This is a genomic window from Streptomyces sp. NPDC002499, from assembly GCF_053595415.1.
The window spans coordinates 428,116-453,410 of sequence record NZ_JBSFXO010000008.1 but is presented as its reverse complement, the minus strand read 5'-3'; the positions used below and the strand labels follow the sequence as shown (position 1 = coordinate 453,410).

Genomic DNA, 25,295 nt, shown 5'->3' with positions numbered 1-25,295 from the left:
TACGGAGGGAACGCTAGGCGGGTCCCGCGGCCTTGCGGAGTCCCCTGGAGCGCAAGCAGTTGTTGCGTGAAAGTGCGCCGCACGCAGGGCATTTTCAGTTTGCGGAGGCATCTTCGAAGACCGCGCGCACGATGTGTTCGGCGATCGCCATCGACGCGGTGGCGGCCGGCGAGGGCGCGTTGCGTACGGCGGTGACGCGCCCGGCGCGATGGATGCGGAAGTCGTCCACCAAGGTGCCGTCCCGGTCCAGGGCCTGGGCCCGCACACCCGCGCCGCCGCGCACGACGTCACGGACGCCGACTCCGGGGACGTACAGCCCGGCGTCCCTCATGAAGGCCGCCGTGGAGAAGGAGCCGCGGTACTCCTTGATTCCGGTACGCCAGTGCTGGGCCGCCATCTTCCAGGTGCCGGGGTAGGCGGCGAGGCCCAGCAGGTCCCTCGGTGAGATCCTCGTCCGCGTGTAGCCCTCCCTCGCGAGGGCCAGCACCGCGTTGGGCCCGACCTCCACGGAACCGTCCACGCGAGGCGTGAAGTGGACGCCGAGGAAGGGGTAACGCGGGTCCGGTACCGGGTAGATGAGGCCGCGCACCAGGTTCGTACGCTCCGGCCTGAGCAGCATGTACTCGCCCCGGAACGGGATGATCCGCGGTTCCTTCGTGTCCTTGGCGAGCCGCGCGACCGAGTCGGACCAGAGGCCCGCGCAGAGGATCAACCGATCCACGCGGATACGTTCCTGCCGCGACCCCACTTCGATGCCGCCGGGCACGTCACGGAGCGAGCCGACCTGGAAACCCAGCTTCACCTCGCCGCCGGAGTCGACGACATCCTTGGCGAAGGCGCGGGCGACGGCCGGGTAGTCGGTGATCGCGGTGCGCGGGGAGTGCAGGGCGGCGATTCCGCCGGCGTGCGGTTCGATCTCGCGGATCTCCTCGCGGGAGAGCTTGCGCAGGTCGGGCACGTGGTTGTTGCGGGCCCGCTCGAAGAGGGCGTTCATCCGGCCGAGTTCGTCCTCGCGGACGGCCACGACCAGCTTGCCGGTCTCGCGGTACGGGAGTTGGCGCCGCCGGCAGTACTCGCGCAGCAGGGCCACGCCCCGGACGCACAGGTCGGCCTTGAGGCTGCCGGGCGTGTAGTAGAGACCGGCGTGCACGACACCGGAGTTGTGGCCGGTCTGGTGGCGGGAGACCGCCGGCTCCTTCTCGAAGACGACGACCCGGGTACCGGGACGACGCAGCGCGATCTCGCGGGCGGTGGCCAGCCCCACGATGCCGGCGCCGACGACTCCGACGGTCTCGTCAGCCACAACTCTGCTCCGGATCACCGAGGTTGACGGCGACCGTCTTGACCCGGGTGGAGAAGCGGAGCACCTCGTCGCCCTGCTCCTTGTACGCCGTACCGGAGTCGTGGAACCCGCCGAAGGGCAGATGGACGTCCCAGCCGGTGGTCGTGGAGTTGACCGCGACCTGCCCGCACTCGGCCGCGTCGACGAAGCGGTACGCGTGGCCCAGATCCCGGGTGAAGACGGCGGCGGCGAGCCCGAAGTCGGAGTCGTTGACCGCCTCGACGGCCGCGTCGAAGTCGGCGACGGCCCGCAGGACAAGCACGGGACCGAAGACCTCCTCGCGCCAGATCGCCAACTCGGCGGTGACATCGGCGAGTACGGTCGGCTGGACGTAACAGCCGTGCATGCGCTCGCCGTTGGTGTCGGCCTGGCCGCCGGTGAGGACGGTGGCGCCCTGGTCGAGTGCGCGGGCCAGGTCGGCGAGGACGGAGTCGCGCTGCCTGGGGCTGGAGAGAGGGCACAAGGTGGTCGCCGGGTCGCTGCCGGGGCCGACGGTGAGCGTCTCGACCTCGGCGACCAGCAACCGCGCGAACTCCTCGTACACCGGCTGCTCGACGATCACCCGGCTGGTGGCGGTGCAGCGCTGTCCGGCCTGGCCGAAGGAGGCGGCGACGACGGCCTTCGCGGCGGTCGGCAGGTCGGCGTCGCGCAGGACGACGGAGGCGTTCTTGCCGCCGAGTTCGCCCTGGAAGCGGACGTTGCGGTCGGCGAGGCGGCGGCGGATGCGGTGGCCTACGGCGTTGGAGCCGGTGAAAGTGATGCCGACGATGCGTTGGTCGTCGAGGAGGGCCTCCTCGATCTCCGCCGTGCGCCCGGTCACCACGTTCAAGACGCCTGCCGGCAGGCCCGCGTCGTGCAGGGCGCGGGCGAAGTGCAGGGCGGACACCGGGGTTTCGGTGGCCGGCTTGAACACGGCCGCGTTGCCGGTGGCGAGCAGCGGGGCGAGCTTGCGGGCCGGGGTGATCAGCGGGTCGTTCCAAGGGCTGATCACGAGGATCACGCCGATGGGTTCGCGCTGGGTGTGCGTACGGTGGTCCGGCCGTGCGTCGTGCAGGAGCGTGCCGTAGCCCTGCCGGGCGAGGGCGGCGTAATACTCCAGGAAGTCGGCTGCTTTCAGGGTTTCTCCGGTCGCCTCCGCGCGGGTCTTGCCGTTCTCTGCGGTGACGTCGGCGGCGATCTCCTCGACCCGCTCTCGGATCAGGCGGGCCGCGTCGGTGAATATCCGGGCCCGCTCGAAGGGGCTCGTGCGCTTCCAGACGGCGAACCCGCGTTCGGCGTGGTCGTAGGCCCTGGTGACGTCCTTGGCGGCGAGGGCGGGCACGCGGGCGAAGGGGGCGCGGACGTCGGCCGGGTCGTGGACGTCGATCCAGTCGCCGGTCGTGATCCACTCCCCTCCGGAGAGGGTTTCGAGAGTACGCATGCGGTTCACCACATCTCACTGAGCAAAGGGGGACCAGTCCCGCGGCGGCACGCATTGGTTGCGCTCCGCGCGAGCCGCTCATCAGGGGAATCGTGTTGGAATCGGCGGGTCGGAGGATCGGAATCGCCGAGGAGAGAAGAGGAGAGAACAAGACATGGCTTATGCAGTCATCGCCCGGTACCAGTGCGCGCCGGAGGACGCGGCCGCGGTGCGTGACGCCCTGCTGGAGATGCGCGAGGAGACCAGGGCCGAGCCCGCGAACGAGGCGTACGAGGTTCATGTGGTGGCCGACGGGTTTCTGCTCTACGAGCGGTATGCCGACGAGGCCGGGTTCGAGGCGCACAAGGCTGCGCCGCATTTCAGGACGCTGATCGCGGAGACTGTTTGGCCGCTGCTTATTGAGCGAACGGTGACCTTTGCCGAGGCGCTTTAGCGTCTGCCTGGCTTGTGTGCGATGTGGGGCGCGGGTTGTGTGTGGCTTGTCGCGCAGTTCCCCGCGCCCCTAAGGGCGTTCTAGAACTCGTTGCCCCAGCAGTAGCGGGCGATTGTCTCGACCAGGACCAGCTTCTGGCGCTGGGCCTCTGCCGTCAGCAGCGGCCGGCTTGCCACATCCGCGAAGCCCCGGGACGGAGAGACCGCTCCGTCCTCCAGGTCCTTGAACTCCCCTACCGCATCGATCCGTTCCATCACCGTGTCGATGTCTTCCAGCTCCGGCGTGGTCGCGTCGACGACGCCCAGGCAGAAGTCGCGGTCCTCCGGGAGCGCCCTGACCAGGTCCAGTTCGGCCTGGGTGCCCTGGTCGAAGGGGAGGATCCAGCGGTCGGCCGGGATCTCGGCGTACAGCTTCTCGGTGCGGGCTCGGTCCGCCTCCGCCGGTGCCGCCCAGCCTGGGCAGACGCCTATGCGGACGCCCTCGGGGCGCTCGTCCATGCGTACCGTCAACGCCTCCACGGCGAGCGTGTCCTCGAAGGACAGCGCGCCCCGGTCGCCTGCCAACTGGTCGAGGAGCAGCGGGTTGTTGAGCTGGATGAGGCGTACGCCCTTGGCTACCAGCAGCTCGATCTCCGCCCGGATGATCTCCGCGAGGGCCTCCCCCAGCTCGCGGGCGGAGGACACGCCCAGGCCGGGTTCGTAGGTCGTGGCGGCCAGGTATGCCGGAGAGGGCAGCGATGCCTTCGGGGCGATCACCGTCAGTTCGGCGAGCTTGGCGGCCGAGTCGGCGAGCAGTGGTCCGGCCGCCTTCGGGAGGGACTCTGCGACCCAGTGGGCCAGGCCGTCGGGGTCCGTCTCGTTCGTACGGCTGAAGCCTGACACGCCGTCAAGTACCGCGCTGCGGAAGTCTTCTCGCGGGAAGTCGCCGTCGGTGACGACCGTGGAGCGCAGCTTGCGCTGGAAGGTCACGGCGTCCTTGACCGCCTGCTCCACGCCGATCGCGGCGAGGTCGCCGGGGCGGACCAGGCTGCCGTGGTGGTCGATGCGGTAGTTGAAGGTGTCCGCCATGACGTCACGCGTCCTTTCCGGACGGGGCCGACTTGCTCTCGGTACCCGCTGTGCCCCAGGCCGCGAACTCCAGCTCGTAGCCGAGGGATTCGAGGACCTCCTCGGCGATCCGCTGGTCCTCGTCCGCGGTGCCGCCGGCGATGCCGAGACCGCCGATGATCTCGCCGTTCCTCTTGATGGTGAGGCTGCCTTCGGTGGCCATGATCGGCATGGAAGCGCCGGGGAGTTGGGACAGCTGGGAGAAAAACACCGGCTGGCTCTCCTGCCACTTCTTGAGCATCGTGCCAGGGCGTTGCATGATCGCGGCGGTGTAGGCCTTGGCGCGGGCGATGTCCGGGGTGAGCGGGCGGGCGCCGTCCGGGCGGCGGATCGCGATCGGGAAGCCGCCGGCGTCCACCACGGCGACGCTCACCGCCTTCCCGATCGCCTGGGCGCACTTGTGGGCGGCGTCGATGATCTCCTCGGCGGCGTCCAGGGTGAGGCTGCTCATGCGGCTTCCTTCGGTGCGGTGAGGGTGCGGCGCAGGTGAGTGACGGCCGCGTTGTACTGCGCGGGCGCCTCCCAGTACATGGAGTGCGGGGCGCCCGGGACGATCTCCAGGTGCGAGCCGGGAAGGAGTTCGTGGGCGCGGGTCACGGTCTTCACGCTGAGCACCGCGTCCTTCTCCCCTGCCAGGAAGGCGACTTGTACGCCGGAGGCCTGGATCTCTTCCAGGGACGGGCCGTTGGTGTCGAGGTTGCGCAGGTCCTGCATCCGGGCGACGTTGAAGGTGCCCATCTGCTGGAAGAGGAAGGTCAGATCGGCGCGCTCCCGCTGGAACGGCTGGGTGAGCAGCCGGTCGATGACGAGCAGCTTCACGGCCTCGGCGCGGTCGGCGGCGGCCAGCTCCTTGAGCTCGGGGTGGCTGATGCCGCCAAGGGAGTGGCCTAGGACGACGGAGGAGACGCGCTCGGGGCGCAGCAGTCCGGCACGTAGGGCGGCGACGGAGCCGATGGACTGGCCGACGAGCATGGCGTCGGTGATGTCCTCGGCGTCGAGGACGGCGACGACGTCACCCGGGAAGTCCTGGCCGTCGAACTCGGGCCTGGACGAGTGCGGAGGGGTGGGCGAGTCGGACTTGCCGAAGCCGCGCAGGTCCACGGTAAGGATCGTGAACTGCTCGCGCAGGGCAGCCACTTGCTGCCACCAGGCCGCGTGATGACCACCGCTGCCGTGCACGAACAGGATCGCCGGGCCGCTGCCGTGGCGCTCGTAGTAGATGGAGGTGCCGTCTGAGTCGGCGATAGGCATGAGGATGGACTCCCGTGCGTGCAGGCTCAGTTGGGGCGCTTGGCGTGGTGGACCAGCTCGATCATGGTGTGGTCGGGGTCGTGGATGTAGCAGAACCTGGACTGGTTCTCGGGGCGTTGGATCGGGCGGGTGTGCCGGATGCCCAGGTCCTTGAGGTGGTCGAGGAAGTCGTCCCAGTCGTCGACCTCGACGGCGAAGTGATAGGGCGCCATGCGCTCCATCTCCTCGACCGGCGTGAAGTGGAGGTCGAAGTTGCCTCGCGTCATCAGCACCACACGGGTGTTGGACTTGGGCATGATCCGCTTCATCCCGAAGACCTTGGTGTACCACTCGGCGGTCCGGTCGGGGTCGGTGGTGGGGAAGTTGACGTGGTGGATGTAGCGCGGTTCCTTGCTCATGGCTCGTTCCCTTCGAGGTGTACGGGGTTGGAGAGCACGCCGATACCGCTGATCCCGATCTCCACGGTGTCCCCGGGCTCCAGTTGGCAGGTGGCCTCGGCGCCCATCCACAGCACGTCACCGGGGTGCACGGTGGTGTGCCGGGTGATCTCGACGAGGTGGTCGAAGGGGTCGAACACCATGTCGCCGGTGGGGAATTGGGCCCGCGTCTCGCCGTTCACACGCAAGGTGGTGGTCTGGGCGAGGGCGTCGACGTCGGTCTCGATCCAGGGCCCCATGGGCTTGAACGTGTCGCTGTTCTTGCTGCGCCAGAAGGTGCGGTCCTGGTGCTGCCAGGTGCGAGCGCTGACGTCGTTGCCGATGGTCCAGCCGAAGACCGACTCGCGCGCCTCCTCGTAGGTGGCACGCCGCAGCGTTCGCCCGATGACGGCGACGAGTTCGGGCTCGGCCTCGAAGCGTCCGGTGACCTCGGCGGGCTTGACGATGGGTGAACGGTGGCCGGTGAGCGCGTTGTTGGCCCGGTAGCCGACCTCGGGGCGCTTCGGGGTCTCGACGCCGGTGTGCGCGATGTGCCGCGGGTAGTTCATGCCGACGGCGTAGAAGACGGGCGGGAGGACGGGCGGCAGCCAGACGGCCTCCGCGACCGGCACGGTGCCGATCACGTCCGGGGCGCCGTCGAGCGAGGAGCCGGACAGCGACTCGTGAGCTGAGCCGGACGGCAACTCGAACGGAGAACCGGCCAGCAGCTCGATGCCCCGCTCCCCCACCCGGCCCCAGACCGCCCGCCCGTCGACCGAGATCCGCGCGTACCTCATGGCACCAGCAGGTGGGAGACGCGCTTGGTGACCAGGTAGGAGTCCAAGGCCTCGGGCCCGCCCTCCCGTCCGTAGCCGCTCTCCTTGACCCCGCCGGAGGGCGCCTCGTGGACCGAGCCGCCGCAGTGGTTGAGGGAGAGGATGCCGGCCTCCAGCTCGGCGGAGAGCCGTTCGGCGGTGGCCGCGCTGCGGGTGAATCCGTAGGCGGCGAGGCCGTACGGCAGTCCGTTCGCGGTCTTCAGGGCCTCGTCGAGGTCGGTGAACGGCACGATGGGCGCGAGCGGTCCGAACGGCTCCTCGTGCATCACTTCCGCGTCCGCCGGTACGTCGCTGAGGACGGTCGGCGCGAAGAAGTACCCGGCGCGGTCGAGCCGTTCGCCGCCGGTGAGCACCTTGGCCCCGCGGGCGACGGCGTCGGCGGTCAGGCGCTGCATCGCGGTGAGCCGGCGTTCGTTGGCAAGCGGGCCCATGGTGGTGCCCTCGGCCAGGCCGTCGCCGACGACCACGGACTCGGCGGCCGTCACGAACTCGCCGGTGAAGTCGTCGATCAGGCTCTCGTGGACCAGGAACCGGCTCGGCGAGGTGCACACCTGCCCGGCGTTGAGGAACTTGGCCTGGGCCGCGCGCCGGGCAGCCATCGCTGGGTCGGCGTCCGCGCAGACGATCACCGGCGCGTGCCCGCCCAGTTCCATCAGGGCGGGCTTCATGACCTTGCCGGCCTCGGCGGCGAGAAGTTTGCCGACCGGGACGGAGCCGGTGAAGGCGACCAGGCGGATGACCGGCGAGGCGATCAACTGGGCTGATACGTCCGCCGGTTCGCCGAAGACGAGGTTGAGGACGCCGGCCGGCAGACCCGCGTCCACGAAGCAGGCGACCAGGGCGGCGGCGGTCGCCGGGGTCTCCTCGGAGGCCTTGATGACGATCGAGCAGCCTGCGGTCAGCGCGGAGGAGATCTTCCGCATGGGGCCACCCGCGGGGAAGTTCCACGGCACAAACGCGGCGACGGGGCCGACGGGTTCGCGGCGCACGGAGAGCACGGTGCCGGGGGCGGACGGGATGAGGCGGCCGTACGCGCGGCGGGCGTCCTCGATGTGCCAGCGCAGGGTGTCGGCCACCCGGCGGGCCTCACCGGCGGCCTCCGCGAGGGGTTTGCCCTGCTCCTGGGTCATGATCCGGCCCACTGCGGCGGCGCGTTCGGTGAGCAGATTGGCGGCGGTGTGCAGGATCTTGGTGCGCTTGGCGATCGACGTACCGCGCCAGGTGCGGAAGCCCGTGTCGGCGGCTGCCAGGGCGCGGTCGAGGTCGGCGGGGGTGGCGAGGGGTACGTCGCCGATCACCATTTCGGTGGCCGGGTTCACGATCGGGGCGGTACGTCCGGTGCCGCCCTGGCACCACTCGCCCGCTATGTACATGCGGACGGCGGGGTAGCCGTGGTCGGTGGTCATGGGTGGGTGCCCTCTCAGGGTCAGGACCGGTCAGGGGCTTCCTGGTCGCGGTTGGTGCGCAGCGCCCAGATGTGGTGCGGCGGCGTGGTCTCGTGGACGCGGGTCTCGTAGGTGTCGTCGACCCGGTCCATGTCTGCGGCGTACTCCACGCGGCCACCGCACGGCGCGTGCAGGAAGCGGAAGACGTTGGAGCCGATGGTGTGCCGGCCGAGCCGACGGGCCTCCCGCCACCCCTTGTCGATCATGTGGTTGCCGCCCTCGACGACGTCGTCGATGCCGGGGACCTCGTAGGCGATGTGGTTGATCCCGGCCCGGTCGGGGCGGTGGCACAGCAGCATGGTGTGCTGGTCCTCGTCGCCCGGGGCCTGCATGAAGACGCCCATGGGCTCGACGACGTCGGTCGGGCGGAAGCCGAGGAGTTCGGTGTAGAAGGCGACGGCCGCCTCCTTGCCGGACTTGGGGATGTTCAACGCCACGTGGCACATGCGCAGCGGGCGGACCCGCTCGATGGCCGTCAGGGCGGTGTTCCAGCGGTTGACGCTGCCGAGCGCGTTGGCCGGCCGGGGTGTGACCGGTGCCGGCTTGGGGCGGGCCAGGGTCAGTCCGACGCCGAAGCCGGTCTCGTCGACGGTGTGGTGGACACCGTCGACGCTCTCGCGGACCTCGCGGTCCTTGGCCACGACGGCCACCAACCGCTCCAGCTCCTCCTGCGTGTCGACGCCCCACACCACCTCGCGCAGTGTGGGCCCGTCCTCGACCGGCGACGGCAGCGGCGGTCCGAGGGCGGTGTCCAGGTGGAGGGTCTGACCGGTGAGCGTTTCGAAGACGGCGTGTTCGTCGGTCCGTTCAAGGAGGAAGAGCCCGAAGTCGTCGAAGAAACGGGCGCATTCGTCGAGATCGTCGATGCCGTAGATGATCGATTCGATTCTCTGGATTCCCATGGATTCCTCGCTTCCGGGTCGCCTCGTGAGCGTAGGTTCGCGCGCGCCCGCCCCTCAATGGCCTGAGCTCTACGAGGTGCGCAATCGTTTCTTGCGACAGCCGCCGGCAGTTGTCCGCGTATCGGTTATCCGCGCATCGCGGGGATGGGATTCTGTGAGAACCACTCGGCGAGGAAGTCCAGGAAAACACTGACCTTGCGCGGGGTGTCCTGGCCCGGACCGTAGATCGCGTACAACGGGCGGTCCGGTACGGCCAGTTCGGGCAACAGCACCTGGAGCGCGCCGGAGACGAGGTCGTCGTAGGCCGGGCGCTGCGGGAGCAGGGCGATGCCGCGGCCGTGGACGGCGGCCTTCTGCAGCGCGATGTAGGAATTCGACGAGAACGCGATGTTGCGGATCTTGTGCAGGGTGCTCTGGTGTCCGTGGCCGATGCGCCAGACCGGGTCGTTGACGTGCACGAGGCAGTCGCGGGTGGCGAGGTCGTTCGGGTGGGCCAGCGGGCCCTCCCGTTCGACGTACGTCCTGGACGCGCACAGCACGAAGGGCAGGGAGGAGATCTTCTTCAGGCGGACGCTGGAGTCGCGCAGATCCCGGGTGTGGAACGCGACGTCGAATCCGCTGTCCAGGAAGTCATAGGTACGGTCGGACATTCCGCCGAGTTCGAAACGGACCTGGATTTTGGGGTGGGCCGCCGAAAAGGCGGCTATCGCGTCGCCGAGGTCGAGGCTGCCTATCCATTTCGGGCAGATGATGCTCAGCATCCCCTCGGCGCGGTCGTGCAGATGCGCGATGCCGGCGTCCTCGGCCTCGATCTCGTCCAGAATGCGGGCGGCGAATTCCGCGTACCGCAGGCCCGGTTCGGTCAGGCTCACCGAGCGTGCCGTGCGGTTCACGAGTCGGACGCCCACCTGTCGCTCCAGCTCGGCGACGTGCCGTGACACCAGCGAGCCGGACGAACCCAGTTTCTTGGCGGCTCCGCTGAAACTGCCGACCTGTGCGACGGTCACGAAGCTGTGCATGAGGAGCAAGCGATCCATGTTTTCCTCCGCGCCCTCTACTTCGGGCAGTACTGAGGCGCTTCGCTCAGGTTGTCCTTGGTGACCAAGACAAGAGGAATGTTGGCAATCTTGTCAACCTTCTTGTCACCGAGCAGTCCGACGGCGTTCTTGACCGCGGTGTCCCCGATCGTCTTGGCCGAGTTCGCGACGGTCGCCGAGAACTCGCCCGCCTTCACGGCGGCGAGTCCTTCCTCGGTCCCGTTGACGGTGACGATCTTGACGTCCTTCTTGCCGGCCGCGTCGAACGCCTTGCGCACCGAGAACGCCATGTCCTCGTTGGCGACGAACGCGTAGTCCAGGTCGGGCTGGGCCTCGATCATGTTCTCGGCGACGTCCTGCGCCTTGGCCGGATTGAACATGCCGGGCTGGTTGGCGACCACCTTGGCGGTGGCCGGCAGCGCGCCCTTGAAACCGTTCACCAGCAGGTCGGAGGCGGCGCCCGGGGCACCGGCGACGATGCCGACCTTCACGTCCTTGCCGCCGGCGTCGTCGGCGACCCAACCGGCGTCCAGGGCACCGACCTTGCCCAGGTCGACGACGGCCGCTCCGAGGATGTCGTTCACGTCGCTGGTGGCCACCGACGTGAGGTAGATCGGGATGTCGGAGGCCTTGGCCTTGGCTATGTCGCCCTTGAGGGAGTCGACGTTGACCGTCTGCACGATCAGCGCGCTCACATCACGGGAGATCATGTCCTCGATGTTGGACAGCTCGGTACCGGCGTTCTGGTGCGAGTTGGCCGTGTAGACCTTCGCGCCCTCCGTCTTGGCCGTCTCCTCGACCGCCTTCTGCAGACAGGTGTGGAAGCTGGTGTCACCGCCGTTGACGAACCCCAGGGTGAGGTCGCCCGAAGTGCTGCTGCCACTGTCGCTGTCGTTGCCGCAGCCGCTCAGGACCAGCGTGGTCGTGACGGCGGTGACGAGCAGCGCGCTGCGGGAACTGACGGAAATTCTCATGGGGTTTCGCCCTTTCAGAGGGACAGGGTTCGGAGAGGCAAGTGGGTCAAGTCGTCCAGGTGGCGGGGCAGTTCAGTGGCGTGACCTGGCACGGGCCTTGTGCATCTCGTTGGCGATGGCCGCGACGAGCAGCACGGCGCCGACCGAGACCGGCTGGTAATTGCTGGAGAAATCCAGGAGGTTGAGCGCGTTGGCGACGACACCGAGGAGCACCAGGCCAAGGGCGGTGCCTACGACGGTGCCGTAGCCGCCGGCCAGCGAGGTGCCGCCGATGACGACCGCGGCGACGACGGCGAGTTGGAGCGAGAGTCCGGCGGTGCCGCCTGGGCTGGAGGAACCGAGGCGGGAGAGCAGCATCAGACCGGCGAGCCCGGAGAGGGTGCCGGTGAGGCCGTAGAGGGTGAGTTTGCGGGCGGTGACGTTGATGCCGCTGAGCCGGGCCACGTGTTCGTTGCCGCCGATCGCGAAGGCGTCCCGGCCGAACACGGTGAACCGCATGACCAGGGCGGTCGCGATCAGGACGAGGACGGCGACGACCAGCAGATAGGGCACGCCGAGCACCTTGTCGTTGCCGAGCGCGAACATCCGGGTGCCGATGGAGATGGTGTTGCCGTCGTGCACCAGCAGCGCCACGCCGTCGAGCAGGGTGGCCGAGGCCAGCGTGGCGACGAAGGGTGCCACGTTGGTGAACGTCACCACGAGCCCGTTCACCAGGCCTATCGCCGTGCCGAGGAGCAGCGCGACGACCACTGTGTACGCCGTGGCGTGTCCGCCCGCGAGCAGCTTGGCGGCGACCGCGGCGGTGACGGCGACGTTGGAGCCCATGGAGAAGTCCATGCCGCCCGCGGTCATCAGCAGCGTGAGCCCCGCGGCGAGCACCGCGTTGACGCTGATCTGGCTCAGGACGTTGATGATGTTCCGGTCGGTGGCGAAGGTCTCGCTCTGCGCGGCCGTGAAGATCACCACGAGGGCGAGGACGACGATCAGTCCGGCGTGCGGTACGTCGCGCAGCGCGGCGAGCGAGAAGCGGGACCGGCGGGACGGCTCGGGCCGGTCGGAGACGCCGGGGGCATCGGGAAGTGTCTTGACGCTCACTGCGGTTCGCCTCCGAGGGCCGTGGCGACGAGTTCGTCGCGGGTGATGGCGGTGATGTCGTGCTCGGCGACCGTGCGGCCCGCGCTCACCACGACGACCCGGTCGGCCAGGCGCATGACCTCCTCGGCGGACGAGGAGGCGAGCAGGACGGCCACGCCCCGGGAGGCGAGGTCGTCGATGAGGGTGTGGATGTCGGCCATCGCCGCGATGTCGACGCCGTTGGTGGGGTCCTCCAGGAAGCAGGCGGCCGGGGAGGTCTCCAGCCACTTGCCGAGCAGCACCTTCTGTTGGTTGCCGCCGGACAGCGCGCTCACCGGCGGGTTGCCGGACAGCGCCTTGACGCCGTAGCTGCGCCTCAACGGGGCGGCGCGCCGGGCGAGTTGGGTACGGCGGTGCAGGCGCCGGCGGTGGAAGCGGTCGTCGGCGAGCATCAGGTTCTCGTCCAGGGAGAGTTCCGGGACCAGGCCCAGGGCGCGGCGGTCGCCGGTGACGCAGCGCAGTCCGCTGGCGAGCGAGGCGGGGACCTTGCCGAAGGGCACCGGGCGTCCCTCGACGGTGAGTTGACCGCCGTCGGGCCGCTGCCGTCCGGACAGCAGGTCGAACAGGCGGGACTGGGCGTCCCCGGCAGGCCCGAGGACGGCCACGATCTCGCCCTTGCGGACGTCGACGGTGAAGTCCCGGATGGCCCGACCGTGGGTCAACCCCCTTACGGAGATGCCGACTTCGTCCTTGGGCTCGGGGCGTTCGGGCCGGGTGGAGACGACATCGCGGCCCACCATGGCCCGTACGAGATCCGTGTGGTCCATCTCCGCGGCGGGTGCCGTGCGGACCACTCCCCCGTCCCGCAGGACCGTGAGGCGGTCGGCAACGGCCATAACCTCGTCGATGTAGTGGGAGATGTAGACGACGGCGACGCCCTCGTCCCGCAACGTCCTCACCAGGGACCGGATTTGGTCCGCGGACTCGGCGCTCAGGCAGGCGGTCGGTTCGTCGAGGATCAGGATCCGGCCGCCGCGGCGGACCTCGCGGGCCACCTCGACCATGGTCTGTTCGGCGACGCTGAGCGAACCGGCGGTGCGCTCCACGTCGATGTCGATGCCGAGCCCGTGCAGGGCGGCACGGGCCTGGTCACGGACGGCCTTCCAGCGCACGGCGCGGGCCCGGGTGGGCAGGTCGCCCAGCAGGACGTTCTCGGCGACGGTCAGGCCCATGGCCAGTTCGCGGCGCTGCGGGACCGAGGCGATGCCGAGCCGGCGCGCCCTGCGCACGGTGATTCCGTGCTGGACGTGTCCGTCGACCTCGACCGTGCCGCCGTCGGCCTGGTGGACCCCGGAGAGGATCTGCACGAGGGTCGACTTGCCGGCGCCGTTCATGCCCATCAGGGCGTGGATCTCGCCGGGGTACAGGTCGAGGTCGACACCTTTGAGGGCGGCGGCCCCGCCGAAGCTCTTGCGGACGCCCCGGACACGGAGCACGGCCGCGGGCCTGTCCTCGAAGGCCGGGGCGGGCTGATCGGCCGGTGTCACGGCGGCACCTCCCTGCGTGCTCGGGCCGGTCAGGGAACTCACGGCTGCGGCCGGTCGGCGACGAGGTCGACCCGCCCGTGGCCGCGGATGTCGGGGAAGGGCGGTTCCTTGTCGGCCTGGAGGTCCACCTGGAAGGTGTTGAGGCACATGCCGAGCATGGTGAAGTTGCCGAGCGCGCCGATGGTGTCGACCAGGCCCTTGGAGCCGAAGTGCGCGAGGGCCGCGGCGAAGGTCTCGTCGGTGACGAAGTGCTCGTCGAGGATCTCCCGGCAGAACCGGTAGAAGGCCTGGTCCGCAGCGTTGTCGAAGACGGCCTCACGCTTCTCGGCGATGGCCTGGACCGCGGCCTCGGGGATACCGGCCTCGATCGCCTGGTGCACATGTGCGTTCCAGGAGTACTGGGCGTCCCAGTTGCGGGCGGCCATCAGCAGCGTCAACTCCCGCAGATGCTTGGGAAGGCTGCAGTCGAATCGGGCGAACGCACCAAGGGATTCGGCCCGTTCGCACATGTCCGGGCTGTGCAGCCAGACCCGGAAGGGACCGCGGACCGCACCGCGCCGGCCGGCTATGCGGGCGGCCAGCTCCTGCTGTCGCGGATCCATTTCCTCTTCGCTGAGAACGGGGAGCCTCATCTGGCCGTACCTGCCTTTTCTTTCCGCCGCGTTTCGGGCACGGAACGGGAAACCGTCCGACGCGAGCAGACCGTACAGCCGGGTTCCGGAAGCTCAGCCCCTCCCGGACTGCAACGTAAAACTGCACGCTGGAGGGCACCCATTCACCCGCGCGCGACCTAACGTCGGTCAACACATCGCCGCCCGAGGATCGGAGAGGAAGCCCGGATGACCACGATCATCAAGGTCGCGTCGGTACCGCCACTGGACCGCGGAGGTGCCGTCGTCTCGACGCCGCTGATCACCACGCCGTCGGCCGGCGGGGAGAACAGGATCACCAGCGGGATGAGCGTCTATCCGGTCGGCTCCGGCGCCCCGCTGCACTCGCACAACTGCGACGAGCACGTGACGATCCTGGAGGGCGCGGCGGAGGTGTGGGTCGACGGCGAGGTGACCAAGTTGGAGCAGTACGACACCACTTACGTCCCGTCTCCGGTCCCGCACCTCTTCCGGAACATCGGCGACGTACCGCTGCGCATCCTGTGGGTGTACTCCTCGGGCTATGTGACCCGGACGTTCACCGAGACCGGGAAGACGGTGGAACACCTGTCGGACGAGGACCAGATGGGCAAGGACTGATCGCCGCACGGCAGTTGAGAACGCCGGACCGCCGGCCCCGCATCCCGTGCGGTGGCCGGCGTCCGTCGTTCCATGACCCGTGCGTGCTCAGTGCGCGGTGACCAGCTTCCGCTCGCTGTCGGTCGGGGTGTCGGACTTGGCGCTGCGCAGTGCCGCGATGCCGATGAAGACCATGGACGAGACGCCGGCGAGCGCGAAGGCGGTGAAGCCCCAGTCGCCGTTGCCGGCCGCGAGCAACTGCCCGCCGAGCCACGGTCCGAAGACGGCGCCGAAGCGGCCCATGCCGGAGGTCCAGCCGACGGCGGTGGCGCGGTTGTCGGGCGTGGAGCGGATCGAGACGGTCGCGTAGATCATCGTCTGGGCGCTGTTGAGGAAGACGCCGGTGAGGAAGACGACCACCATCGTCACCGCCTGCGCCATGTGGACACCGAGCAGGAAGACGCCAACTGCCGTGAGTGCGAACCAGATCGCCGAGATGCGCGGGGCGCCGAAGCGGTCGGCGGCACGCCCTGCGACCAGCATGCCCACGATGCCGCCGAGGTTGAAGACGACGACGAAGGTCAGGGCGTTGGCCAGTTCGTAGCCCTCGGCGCGCATCAGGGTGGGCAGCCAGGTGGCCACGCCGTAGACCAGCAGCAGTCCGCCGAAGGAGGCCAGCCAGTACAGCAGGGTCTGGGTCCACTCACCGCCGCGGAACAGACCGACCATGGCGTCCCAGCGGTCCGCGGCGGTCTTCTTGCCTGCCGCGGCCGGGAGTTCGACGTCGTAGCGCCCGGCGAGTTCGCGGGCCTCCTCGGTACGTCCCTTGGCGACCAGGAAGCTCAGCGACTCGGGCAGGAACCTGGCGAGCACCGGCGCGAAGGCCAGCGGGACCACGCACACCCAGAAGGCGGCGCGCCAACCGACCGGATCCACCAGCCACTTGGCGACGTAGGCGGACAGGATGCCGCCCGCGTGGTGGGCGGTCATCAGCATGCCGATGGTGAGGGCGGTGCGGCCGCGCGGGGCGTAGTCGGAGACCATGCTGATCGCGGTCGGCAGCAGACCGCCGAGGCCGACGCCCGCGAGGGTCCGGCCCAGGCCGAAGACCTCGATGCTGCCGGAGACCGCGCAGATCCCGGAGGCCAGCGAGAAGAGCGTCACGCAGGCGACCATCAGCTTCTTGCGGCCGATCCGGTCCGCGACCGTGCCCGCGGTGAGCGCGCCGACCAGCATGCCGAAGGTGGCGTAACTGCCGAGGTCGCCGGCCCGGTCGGCGGTGAGCCCGAAGGTCTTCGTCTCCAGCAGGTGCGGCAGCACCGAGCCGTAGATGAACATGTCGAGCCCGTCGAAGAGCACGGCCAGCCAGCACAGGCCGACGACGATCAGCGCGAGTCTGCTGCCGCGGACGGACGAAGGGGACAGGGAGGGGGACGGGGAGGAGGACATCGTTGGTTACCTCTCGTGCTTGGTGCGCTAGACGCTAAGGAGCCACCCCCGGGATAGTCAACGTTTTTGTCAACAATCTCATCGACAGTTGCTCGGGGGTGGCTCTCGCGCACCGCTCAGCCGACCGGCGGCGTCCCGTGCCTGTGGAAGGACTCGATGGTCTTCAGGCCCCAGGCCTGCCCCTTCTTCCGCTCCTCCTCGGTCCAGGTGATCAGCGGCCAGTCGGGCGCCAGGACGAGCCGGGTGAGCGGGTTGCACAGCTCGATCCGGTTGCCGCCCGGCTCGTAGACGTAGAGGAAGAACGTCTGCTGGATGGCGTGCTTGTGCGGTCCCGTCTCGATGAACACGCCTGTGTCGATGGCGAGATCGGCCGCGCGCAGGATGTCCTCGCGGGTGTCGGTCGCGAAGGCGATGTGGTGCAGCCGGCCGGTCGAACCGGTCCAGTCCTCGGTGTAGACGACGTCGTACGACTTGTTCGTGTACGTCAGCCAACGCGCCGCGATCCGCCCGCTGTTGAGCTGGATCTGCTCCGTCGGCCGCGCGCCCAGCACGTGTTGCTGGAACTCGGCGCTGGAAAGAACGTCCGCGGCGAGGAAGTTGATGTGGTCAAGGCGCCGAACTCCGACGCCCCGGTTGGGCTTGGCCTGCGGCTGGTTCTTCAACGCGGGCTTCAGCTCGTCGGGCGCCCGGTAGTACTCGCTCTCCCAGTACAGGGCGTGCTCGTGGCCGTCCGGGTCGGTGGTGACGTAGAGCTTGCCGAGGCCGGGTTCGTCCTCGACCCACCTGCCGGTGCCGCCCGCGTCCTCGACCGCCTCGACCCGGCGCTGGAGGGCCTCCTCGCTGGAGGTGCGCAGGGCGAGCCGGCCGAGGCCGGGCTGGTCGCGGGCGGTGAGGACCAGGCTGTGGTGCTCGTAGTCGTCGTAGGTCCGGAGGTGGACGGTGTCGCCGTCCTCGCCGTTGACGGTGAGCCCGAGGTAGTCGGTGAAGAAGGCGACGCTCGCGTCCAGGTCCGGGGTGAAGAGCTGGGCGTGGCCGATATGGGCGATGTCACCGAGCGGCGGAGCCATCGTTGCCTCCAAGGGGGCGTGCGGGTACGGACGTTGGAGCAGCGGGTCGAGCGAAGACCGTGCCGTCGAAGATCTTGCGTGCGGTACGTACGACCGCGGTGCGGCGGACCACGGGAGCGGAACCTTGGGCTCCGGCGGCCACGGTAGTTTCGATGTCTAGGAATCCGCTGGGATGTTCGATGCGAATTCGGTCACTTTGCGGAGGTTCCTTCGCTGGTGCGGGGATGTCCGCGATCCCCTCCCCCACCCCGCCCGGCACCAGCAGCCCCGCCGCCACGCTCGCGGCGCCCAGGACGCCGATCGAGGTGTGGCAGCGGACCGGGATGAAGGTGCGGGTCATGACGGCCCCGCCGGCCGTGGGCGGCGCCAGCAGGCTGAGCTTGGGCACGGTGGCGCCCTCGACGTCACCGAGGCCCATCAGCTTGCCGGCCGCCAGCCGGATCTCCCGGAGCCGGTCGGCGAGGGTGAGGTCCTCTTCCAGGTCCTTGGGCGTTTCGTAACCGGTGACGTCGAGCGCGGCGGCCGGGATCAGGACGACCGGCATGCCGTTGTCGACGCACGTCACCTCGGTGCCGGCGATCACGTCTCGGACGCGCCCGGTCGGCAGCAACTGGCCGCCGCCCTGCGGGAATTCGATCACGACCGGCGCCGCGGTACCGGGCACCCCGGATATCTCCGCGGTGCCGGTGTAGTCGACCCGGCCGCCCGGCGTGGGGAAGCTCGCGATCGCCAGTTCCCCGGTGTTGAGCATGCGGATACGGACGGACGTCTCGCCGTCACCGGAGGCCACGAGCCCCCGCTCGACGGCGAACGGGCCTATGCCGGCAAGGATGTTGCCGCAGTTCTGCCGGTCGGTGACCTCGGGGCGGTCCACGGCGACCTGGAGGAACAGGTAGTCGACGTCGGCCTCGGGGTCGGCCGAGGCGGAGACGACGGCCGCTTTGCTGGTCAGCGGGTGGGCGCCGCCCAGTCCGTCGATCTGGCGCGGGTCGGGGCTGCCCATGACGCGCAGCAGCAGGTCGTCGCGTTCGACGGGGTCCGGCGGCAGGTCCTCGGCGAGGAAGTAGGCGCCCTTGGAGGTGCCGCCGCGCATCAGCATGCAGCGGACCTCCTCGGGCCCGCCGGTCACGGCTGCTCCCCCGCGTACTCCTCATAGGTCTTGTACTCGACGCCGAGCCGCTCGAGCGTCTCCCTCAACCCGTAGCGGTCCAGGCCGAGTTGGCCTTCGAGGAAGGCGGCGCGGGTGGCGGCCTCCTTGGCCTCACGGGCCTCCGACTTCGCCGCCGTCTCACGGGCCTGCTCGCGCGGTACGACGACCACGCCGTCGTCGTCCGCGACGATCACGTCTCCGGGGCGGACGACCTGGCCGTCGATGGCGACGGGCACGTTGACCGAACCGCCCGTGGCCTTGACGGTGCCCTGGGAGGAGACGGCGCGGGACCAGCCGGGAAAGCCCATGTCGCGCAGTTCCTGGGTGTCGCGGATGCCCGTGTTGAGGACGACGCCACGCACCCCGCGGTGGTGCAGCGCGGTGGCGAACAGTTCGCCGAACAGGCCGTCCGTGCACGGGGAGGTGGTGGTGACGACCAGGATGTCGCCCTCGCCGCACTGCTCCACGGCCGCGTGGATCATCAGGTTGTCGCCGGGCCAGCCGAGCACGGTGACCGCGGTGCCCGCGACCCGAACTCCCTGCTGGACTGGGCGAATCGACGGTCCGAGCAGACCTGTGCGGCCCATCGCCTCGCTGATGGTGGCCACGCCGAAGCCGGCCAGCGCGTCGACGTCCTTCGCGTCCGCCTTCGGCGGGTTGGTGACGATCACTCCGCCCATGGCTATGCCAGCTCCTTCGCGATCTGCGGGAACGGCCGCATGTACGCCTCGGCCATGGTGGTGTGGGCGAGCCCCAGGTTCGGGCCCGCGTTGCGCTTGAGCTGGACGCCGCGGCGGACGGCGAGGTCGGTGTAGTAGGCCCACAGGTGCTGTTGGGCGCCGAGGCACTCCATGGCCTTGCGCTTGGTGTCCCACACCTCGGTGATGTCGAGCAGGACCTCCGGCCTGAAGCCGCTCATCTCCGGCTGGTGCGGCTCGAAGTAGAAGACCGGCGGGGCGCCGATGATGTCGCCCTCGCCCGGGTAGCCGATGGCCTGCGCGAGGATGCGGGCCTCCAGCGCCATCCGGTTGGCGGCCGGATGGTCACCGTTGTAGGGGTCCTCGGTCGGGTGGGTGAGCACCACGTCCGGCTGGGTCTCGCGGTAGACGGCGACGAGTCGGTCCGTCAACTCGGCTGTGGCGACCAGCGGGTAGTCGCCGGCGTCGAAGAAGCGGACCTCGGCGCCCAGGGCGGCGGCGGCCCGCTCGGCCTCGTCCCGGCGGATCGCCTTGATCTCCGCCAGCTGCCTGCCCTCCCGCCACGCCTTGGCGGACTCGCCGCGCTCGCCGAAGGTCAGACACGCGACGGTGACCTTCTCCCCGCGGGCGGCGGCCAGGGCGACGGCGCCGCCCGCCCGCCACACGAAATCCCCGGCATGCGCCGTGACGACGAGCGTGGATCGTGGGGTGGCGGGCGCGTTGGCCTGGGTCATTGCTCGAATCTCCTTGTGGACAGGTGAGCGCCCACCCCCATGCGTGTCCTCGGCGCGGATCAGTCGCGCAACGCCTCGATCACGCTGGTGAGATGGGCGCGGACGGCCGCCTCGGCCGCCTGCGGATCCCTGGACCTGATCGTCTCGATCATGGCCAGATGCTCGTTCAGGGAGTGCTGCGGACGCCCCGGGCGCAGTGCCAACTGGAAACGGTGCCGCACCAGTTGGGCGTTGAGCCGCTCCAGCAGGTCCACGGCCGTCGCCTGGCCCGAGAAGTCCCGGACCTTGGTGTGCAGTTCCTGGTTGAGCTCGGAGTAGGTCACCGGCTCACCGTCGGCCACGGCCTTGGTCATCGCCGTGCCCAGCTCGGTCAGCTCGGCGAGCTGCTCGTCGCTGGCCAGGGTGGCGGCCTTGGCCGCGCACAGACCTTCGAGGACCATGCGGCACTCGGTGATGGCAACCGCTTCCTCCACGGTCACCACCCGCACCCGCGAACCCCGGTTGCGGATCCGCTCGACCAGCCCCTGGGACTCCAGGTCGATGAGTGCCGCACGAATGCTGGCCCGGGTCACACCGAACTGCTCGGCGAGCTCGTTCTCCACCAGTCGCTGTGCCGGTGCCATCTCGCCGTGCAGGATCGCCTGCCGCAGCTGCGCGAGCGCATGCTGCTTGGCCTGCTCCCCGGTGCTCGGACGGGCTTCTTTGAGCATCGTGCCCTCCCTGAGTGAGTGCCTGTCGAACCTAAATCTAGCCAAACAAGATTGTCAACAATTTTGTCTGCCGTATTGCCCGCAGGAAGCCGGGAGCGCTACCTTCCCGGGGCGGCGCCGCCACCCCAGATCCTTCCGCCCCACCCCGGAAAGGAACCCGCATGATCCGGAGAGGAACCCGCGTGAGGCGACCACGCCTGCCGTACCGCCTGTCCCGCACCAGAGCCGCCCTCCTCGCCTCCGTCGCCGCGGCCGCGCTCACCGTCACCGCGGTCCTGGTGGCCCCCACCAGCTCCGCCGGCCCCACCACCGTGACCGCCACCGCGGGCCGGGACCTCCCCGTCACCCAACCCACGCTGCCCTGCGCCCAGTTGGCGGCTCAGGACTTCAGCAGGCTCGACGGCGCCGCCACAGGCATCACCGCGGCCACGGTCGTGGCCAAGAGCGACACCAACAAATACGAGTACTGCAAGGTCACCGGAGTCATCGCCCCGCAGATCCACTTCGAGCTGCGCCTGCCCACGCAGACCTACCGCGGGCGCTACCTCCAGCTCGGCTGCGGCGGCTACTGCGGCAGCGTCAACGTGACCACCTCCCCCGCCGCCACCGCGGGCTGCGCCCCGCTCACCGACGGCACCTTCGTGGTCGGCCAGGACGACGAGGGGCACACCGGCACCGGCGGCGCCGACGTCTGGGCCACCGACCCGCAGCTCAAGGTGGACTTCGGCTACCGCTCCGAGCACGTCTTCGCCGTCGCCGCCAAGGCGATCGTGAAGTCCTTCTACGGCGCCCCGCCCACCTACTCGTACTACTCGGGCTGCTCCGACGGCGGCCGTGAGGCCCTGCTGGAGGCGCAGCGCCACCCCGACGACTTCGACGGGATCCAGGCCGGCGCGCCCGCCTTCAACCAGACGGCGCTGAACGGCTTCGAGGAGGCCTACCTCGGCACCGTCGACTTCCGCGCGGACGGCTCGGTGATCCTCCCCGCCGCCAAGCTGGACATGCTGCACACGGCGGTCATAGCCCGGTGCGCGGACGACGGGATCGGCAACGGCACGATCCAGGACCCGGACGCCTGTGCCTTCGACCCGGCCACGCTCCAGTGCCCGGGTGACGAGGACGCCGCGAACTGCCTCACCACCGAGCAGGTCACCGTCGTACAGAAGATCTACCGGGGCGTGACGGCCCCGGACGGCACCCACCTCTACACCGGCGGCGAGGCGAAGGGCTCCGAGCCGCAGTGGGCGGGGCTGGTCATCCCCAAGGACGGCCAGACGCAGAAGGACCTCTTCATGTACCGGATCGGCTCGGGCTTCCTGCGCTGGCTGGGCACCTGGACGGCGAAGCCCCAACTGGAGCTGACCGCCGACCTGTTCACCGAGCGGAGCTTCGAGAGGACGATGAAGGAGTTCGCCGGCATCTACGACGCCACCGACCCCGACCTGACCCCCTTCTACAGGTCGGGCGGCAAACTGATCATGTGGCACGGCCTCGCCGACGGCTACATCCCGCCCACCGGCTCGATCGCCTACCGCCAGGCGGTGGTCGACACGGTCGGCAGCGCGACGGCCGACCGGTTCTACCGCTTCTACACCGTCCCCGGCATGTTCCACTGCGCCGGCGGCTACGGGGCGACGAGCGTCGACTTCCTCTCCCCGCTGCTGGACTGGACGGAGTCCGGCAAAGCCCCCGGCGCGGTCACCGCGGCGAAGCTCGACAGCGACGGCTCCACCGCCTACACCCGCCCGGTGTATCCCTATCCCCAGCAGGTGAAGTACGCCGGCACGGGCGACCGGGACGACGCAGCCAGCTATGTCGCCTACACGCCGAAGGGCAAGACGGCCGACGACGCCTTCCGTTGGGCGGGCGCGCCGTTCAGGTCCGGCACCGAGCTGTGGTGCGAGAGCGCGAACGGCCGTGACATGAGCTGCGCGCGGCGCAGGTCGAAGAGCTGACGGGCGGGCCCGGCGGTGTGTCAGGGCCGCCGGGCCCCCTCGTCGTACCGCCTCTCGGTCAACGGGCGGTGGGGACGCTCCTCGGCAACGGGTCCTCCGCGTGGGCGACGAAGTCATCGGTCAACCGGTGGAAGAGCGTGGCCAGTTGCTCCAGGTCCTCGGCCGACCAGTCGACCAGGGCCAGCGCCATGCCCTGTCGGCCGGCCTCCCGGATCCGCCGGACGGCGGCGAGACCGAGGTCGGTGAGCTGGACGCGCTGGGCCCTTCGGTCGTCGGGATCGACGATGCGGACGACGTAGCCGCCCTGCTCCAACTGCCTTAGCTGGCGCGTGACATGGGACGCCTCGACGGACAACCGCACCGCCAGCACGCCGGGCCGCAGCGGCTCGCTCTCGGCGATGTGCCGCAGGATCGTCACCGCGGCCCGGTCGAGATCCAGTCCCGCGACCGCCATCAGCCGCTCGTGCTGCCGGGCACGGCCCACCAAGTACGTGATGCGGCTGAGGACCTGCTCGATCTCGACCACGGTCGCGGAGACGGGTGCCGGGGCGGATCGGGGTGCGGGCATACCGACGAGACTAGATCTACTTGCCTAACTTAAGCAATATCCCGGACCGCACAATTGCTTGCTTGACTTAAGTAACCCAATCATGCTTGCCTAAGTCAAGGAAACCAGTCCATCAGACCGGGATCGCGTCGAGCGGATGCGGTCCCCTGCGCCGAGCCCGTGGGGACGGGGTACGGCGCGGTCGACGGGCCCGGCAGCCGGAACACTCCCCCCGTCCGGCGCCGGGCCCGGCGACACCTCTTTCCATGCGTCCCGTTGTCAGTGCCTCCCCTTGCCGATGCCTCCCTCGTCAGTGCCTCAAGAAAGCGAGTCTCTCCATGGCCACCATGAAGTCCGTCAAGACCGGCGACCGGAACCACATCGCCGTGGTGGACGTCGAGCGTCCCGTACCGGGTCCGAAGGACGTCCTGATGAAGGTGCGCGCGTGCGGTATCTGCGGCACCGACACCTTCTTCCTGCACATCGGCGGTATGCCCGCGGGCGCCGACGGTTCGATGCGCTCCATCCCGCTGGGCCACGAACCGGCCGGCGAGATCGTCGAGGTGGGCGCCGACGTGACCGACCTGAAGGTCGGTGACCGGGTGGTGGTCAACCCGCAGGGCGTGCCGTCCGGCATCATCGGGTGCGGCGGCGAGCACGGCGCGCTGAGCGAGTACCTGCTCCTGGAGGATGCCGAGCTCGGCAGGACCCTGACCCGCTTCCCCGACACCGTGCCCTTCGCCGTCGCCGCGCTCAACGAGCCGATGGCGGTCGCCCGGCACTGCGTCAACCGCTCCGAGGCGAAGCCGGCCGACAAGGTCGTGGTCTTCGGCGCCGGGCCCATCGGACTGGGCGCGACGATCTGGCTGAAGCTGCGCGGGGTGGAGCACGTGGTCGTCGCCGACGTCATCCCCGAGCGGCTGGAGACCGCGTTGGCCGTCGGCGCGGACGCGGTCGTCAACTCCGCCGAGGAGGACGTCACCGCCCGGCTGACGGAACTGCACGGCCAGGCCGCCAACGCGCTCGGACAGCCCCGGGCCGGCACGGACATCTACATCGACGCCGCCGGTGTCGCGGCCGTCGTCAACACCACGATCGACTCCGCGAAGTGGGGCGCCAAGCTCGTCATGGTCGCCGTGCAGAAGAAGGGCGCGGACATCGACCTCGGGGGCATGCTGCGCAGCGAGTTGACCCTGATCGCATCCCAGGGCTACCCCACCGAGATCTTCGAGGTCACCCCCGAACTCGTCGAGCACCACGAGCGTTTCGCCCAACTGATCAGCCACCGCATCCCCTTCACGGACGCCGAGCACGCCTTCGAACTCGCGTTGACACCGGGGGCGGCGGAGAAGGTCGTCGTCACCTTCGAGGCGTAGGGCTCCGCCGGGGGGCGGCTCTGGAATCTTCCGTCTGCCACGGATGGTGCCGTGCGGCACGTGGGGCGGGCGGGTGCCGGAGCGGTGGAGTTCCGCGGGACGGGCGCCGGGATCTCAACGGCCGCGCGGGGCTACTCGACGACGGTGGTCCGGCGGGCGCGACGGTCGCCTCTCGCGGGGCGGTGTTGGGTGGCGTGGGGTGGGGTGGGGTGGGGTCGTATGCCCGAGGCGGGGCGCCGCCGGCTCTGCGTCGGGTCACGGCAGCGGCCTCCACCAGCGGCGCGGGCGGGTGTGCGGCTGTCCCGGCGGCGGCAGTCGCAGCGGCGGCTATGTCGGCGTTCGCGTCGGAGAGTTGAGCGGTGTTGCGCACGGCCGCATCCGTCCGGGCGGCGCCCCACGCTGCCCGGCGGACCCCTTCACCGGGCAAGCCACAACAGGACACGCGACCGACCTTCCGACCAACGGGCTCCCGGCCGTCCGCCCCGACACCGCTCCTCAGCCCCCCCCCCGGCAGCCACCCCGGACAGGAACCCCACCCTCATGTTCGACAACCTGCAGCCCCCTCCCCCCAACCGCCCCCGCGCAGTGGACGCGATC

At 69.8% G+C, this 25,295-nt stretch carries 25 protein-coding genes; 4 read left to right on the top strand and 21 right to left on the bottom strand.

Features of this window, described 5'->3' with window-relative positions; translation table 11 throughout:
* Nucleotides 1–94 precede the first annotated feature (94 nt).
* Entirely contained in the window at nucleotides 95–1,303 is a 1,209-nt protein-coding gene (gene lhgO, locus ACWD5F_RS24910; protein ID WP_451257434.1) for an L-2-hydroxyglutarate oxidase, read from the bottom strand.
* Entirely contained in the window at nucleotides 1,296–2,762 is a 1,467-nt protein-coding gene (locus ACWD5F_RS24905) for an aldehyde dehydrogenase family protein (protein WP_451257432.1), read from the bottom strand. Before ACWD5F_RS24905 ends, lhgO begins: the two co-directional genes overlap by 8 nt.
* Before the next feature lie 154 nt (nucleotides 2,763–2,916).
* On the opposite strand from ACWD5F_RS24905, the gene ACWD5F_RS24900 reads away from it, so the two are divergent.
* Nucleotides 2,917–3,195: a putative quinol monooxygenase gene (locus ACWD5F_RS24900; protein WP_451257430.1), complete on the top strand. Its 279-nt coding sequence runs from the start codon at nucleotides 2,917–2,919 to the stop codon at nucleotides 3,193–3,195.
* Nucleotides 3,196–3,275: 80 nt separating this feature from the next.
* Here ACWD5F_RS24900 and ACWD5F_RS24895 read toward each other — a convergent pair whose 3' ends face one another.
* From ACWD5F_RS24895 to ACWD5F_RS24840, 12 genes are all read right to left on the bottom strand, one after another.
* Nucleotides 3,276–4,262, bottom strand: a complete 987-nt coding sequence (locus ACWD5F_RS24895; RefSeq protein WP_451257428.1) for a methionine synthase II (cobalamin-independent)-like protein — start codon at nucleotides 4,260–4,262, stop codon at nucleotides 3,276–3,278.
* Nucleotides 4,263–4,266: 4 nt separating this feature from the next.
* On the bottom strand, nucleotides 4,267–4,752 hold the full coding sequence (locus ACWD5F_RS24890; RefSeq protein ID WP_451257427.1) for a GlcG/HbpS family heme-binding protein: 486 nt from the start codon (nucleotides 4,750–4,752) through the stop codon (nucleotides 4,267–4,269).
* Nucleotides 4,749–5,552, bottom strand: coding sequence for an alpha/beta fold hydrolase (locus ACWD5F_RS24885; protein ID WP_451257425.1), 804 nt, complete (start codon nucleotides 5,550–5,552; stop codon nucleotides 4,749–4,751). The genes ACWD5F_RS24890 and ACWD5F_RS24885 overlap by 4 nt, the downstream gene beginning before the upstream one ends.
* Nucleotides 5,553–5,578: 26 nt before the next feature.
* Complete coding sequence (locus ACWD5F_RS24880; protein ID WP_451257423.1) at nucleotides 5,579–5,950, bottom strand: VOC family protein; 372 nt, start codon at nucleotides 5,948–5,950, stop codon at nucleotides 5,579–5,581.
* Nucleotides 5,947–6,765, bottom strand: coding sequence for a fumarylacetoacetate hydrolase family protein (locus ACWD5F_RS24875; RefSeq protein WP_451257421.1), 819 nt, complete (start codon nucleotides 6,763–6,765; stop codon nucleotides 5,947–5,949). Before ACWD5F_RS24875 ends, ACWD5F_RS24880 begins: the two co-directional genes overlap by 4 nt.
* Entirely contained in the window at nucleotides 6,762–8,210 is a 1,449-nt protein-coding gene (locus ACWD5F_RS24870; protein WP_451257419.1) for an NAD-dependent succinate-semialdehyde dehydrogenase, read from the bottom strand. The genes ACWD5F_RS24875 and ACWD5F_RS24870 overlap by 4 nt, the downstream gene beginning before the upstream one ends.
* A gap of 20 nt (nucleotides 8,211–8,230) precedes the next feature.
* Nucleotides 8,231–9,151 (bottom strand): VOC family protein, encoded by a 921-nt coding sequence (locus ACWD5F_RS24865; protein WP_451257417.1) that lies wholly within the window; start codon nucleotides 9,149–9,151, stop codon nucleotides 8,231–8,233.
* A 125-nt stretch (nucleotides 9,152–9,276) separates the two neighbouring features.
* A complete protein-coding gene (locus ACWD5F_RS24860) occupies nucleotides 9,277–10,188 on the bottom strand; it encodes a LysR family transcriptional regulator (protein WP_451257415.1) in 912 nt (303 codons plus the stop codon).
* Nucleotides 10,189–10,205: 17 nt separating this feature from the next.
* A complete protein-coding gene (locus tag ACWD5F_RS24855) occupies nucleotides 10,206–11,162 on the bottom strand; it encodes a sugar ABC transporter substrate-binding protein (RefSeq protein WP_451257413.1) in 957 nt (318 codons plus the stop codon).
* A gap of 72 nt (nucleotides 11,163–11,234) precedes the next feature.
* The gene (locus ACWD5F_RS24850; protein WP_451257411.1) at nucleotides 11,235–12,257 is read right to left on the bottom strand and encodes an ABC transporter permease; all 1,023 of its coding nucleotides are present in this window, start codon (nucleotides 12,255–12,257) and stop codon (nucleotides 11,235–11,237) included.
* The gene (locus ACWD5F_RS24845; RefSeq protein WP_451257409.1) at nucleotides 12,254–13,783 is read right to left on the bottom strand and encodes a sugar ABC transporter ATP-binding protein; all 1,530 of its coding nucleotides are present in this window, start codon (nucleotides 13,781–13,783) and stop codon (nucleotides 12,254–12,256) included. Before ACWD5F_RS24845 ends, ACWD5F_RS24850 begins: the two co-directional genes overlap by 4 nt.
* A gap of 38 nt (nucleotides 13,784–13,821) precedes the next feature.
* Nucleotides 13,822–14,385 (bottom strand): carboxymuconolactone decarboxylase family protein, encoded by a 564-nt coding sequence (locus ACWD5F_RS24840; RefSeq protein WP_451257407.1) that lies wholly within the window; start codon nucleotides 14,383–14,385, stop codon nucleotides 13,822–13,824.
* Between the two features lie 237 nt (nucleotides 14,386–14,622).
* Between ACWD5F_RS24840 and ACWD5F_RS24835 the strand changes: the two genes are divergently transcribed.
* Nucleotides 14,623–15,033, top strand: a complete 411-nt coding sequence (locus tag ACWD5F_RS24835; protein WP_451257405.1) for a cupin domain-containing protein — start codon at nucleotides 14,623–14,625, stop codon at nucleotides 15,031–15,033.
* Between the two features lie 87 nt (nucleotides 15,034–15,120).
* Here ACWD5F_RS24835 and ACWD5F_RS24830 read toward each other — a convergent pair whose 3' ends face one another.
* The 6 genes from ACWD5F_RS24830 to ACWD5F_RS24805 form a co-directional block, all read right to left on the bottom strand.
* Nucleotides 15,121–16,461, bottom strand: a complete 1,341-nt coding sequence (locus tag ACWD5F_RS24830; protein ID WP_451257403.1) for an MFS transporter — start codon at nucleotides 16,459–16,461, stop codon at nucleotides 15,121–15,123.
* A gap of 116 nt (nucleotides 16,462–16,577) precedes the next feature.
* Nucleotides 16,578–17,528: a catechol 2,3-dioxygenase gene (locus ACWD5F_RS24825; RefSeq protein WP_451257401.1), complete on the bottom strand. Its 951-nt coding sequence runs from the start codon at nucleotides 17,526–17,528 to the stop codon at nucleotides 16,578–16,580.
* Entirely contained in the window at nucleotides 17,509–18,627 is a 1,119-nt protein-coding gene (locus tag ACWD5F_RS24820; RefSeq protein ID WP_451257572.1) for a 4-oxalomesaconate tautomerase, read from the bottom strand. The genes ACWD5F_RS24825 and ACWD5F_RS24820 overlap by 20 nt, the downstream gene beginning before the upstream one ends.
* A 26-nt stretch (nucleotides 18,628–18,653) precedes the next feature.
* Nucleotides 18,654–19,358, bottom strand: a complete 705-nt coding sequence (locus ACWD5F_RS24815; RefSeq protein WP_451257399.1) for a 4-carboxy-4-hydroxy-2-oxoadipate aldolase/oxaloacetate decarboxylase — start codon at nucleotides 19,356–19,358, stop codon at nucleotides 18,654–18,656.
* Nucleotides 19,359–19,360: 2 nt separating this feature from the next.
* A complete protein-coding gene (locus tag ACWD5F_RS24810; RefSeq protein WP_451257398.1) occupies nucleotides 19,361–20,110 on the bottom strand; it encodes a PIG-L deacetylase family protein in 750 nt (249 codons plus the stop codon).
* A gap of 59 nt (nucleotides 20,111–20,169) precedes the next feature.
* Complete coding sequence (locus ACWD5F_RS24805; RefSeq protein WP_401711842.1) at nucleotides 20,170–20,820, bottom strand: GntR family transcriptional regulator; 651 nt, start codon at nucleotides 20,818–20,820, stop codon at nucleotides 20,170–20,172.
* 182 nt (nucleotides 20,821–21,002) lie between these two features.
* Between ACWD5F_RS24805 and ACWD5F_RS24800 the strand changes: the two genes are divergently transcribed.
* Complete coding sequence (locus ACWD5F_RS24800; RefSeq protein WP_451257396.1) at nucleotides 21,003–22,775, top strand: tannase/feruloyl esterase family alpha/beta hydrolase; 1,773 nt, start codon at nucleotides 21,003–21,005, stop codon at nucleotides 22,773–22,775.
* A 58-nt stretch (nucleotides 22,776–22,833) separates the two neighbouring features.
* Here the strand turns inward: ACWD5F_RS24800 and ACWD5F_RS24795 are convergent, their stop codons facing one another.
* Nucleotides 22,834–23,343, bottom strand: coding sequence for a MarR family winged helix-turn-helix transcriptional regulator (locus ACWD5F_RS24795; RefSeq protein WP_451257394.1), 510 nt, complete (start codon nucleotides 23,341–23,343; stop codon nucleotides 22,834–22,836).
* A gap of 317 nt (nucleotides 23,344–23,660) precedes the next feature.
* Between ACWD5F_RS24795 and ACWD5F_RS24790 the strand changes: the two genes are divergently transcribed.
* Nucleotides 23,661–24,698 carry a zinc-dependent alcohol dehydrogenase gene (locus ACWD5F_RS24790; RefSeq protein WP_451257392.1) on the top strand — a complete coding sequence of 346 codons (1,038 nt, stop codon included), beginning with the start codon at nucleotides 23,661–23,663 and terminating at the stop codon, nucleotides 24,696–24,698.
* Nucleotides 24,699–25,295 lie beyond the last annotated feature (597 nt).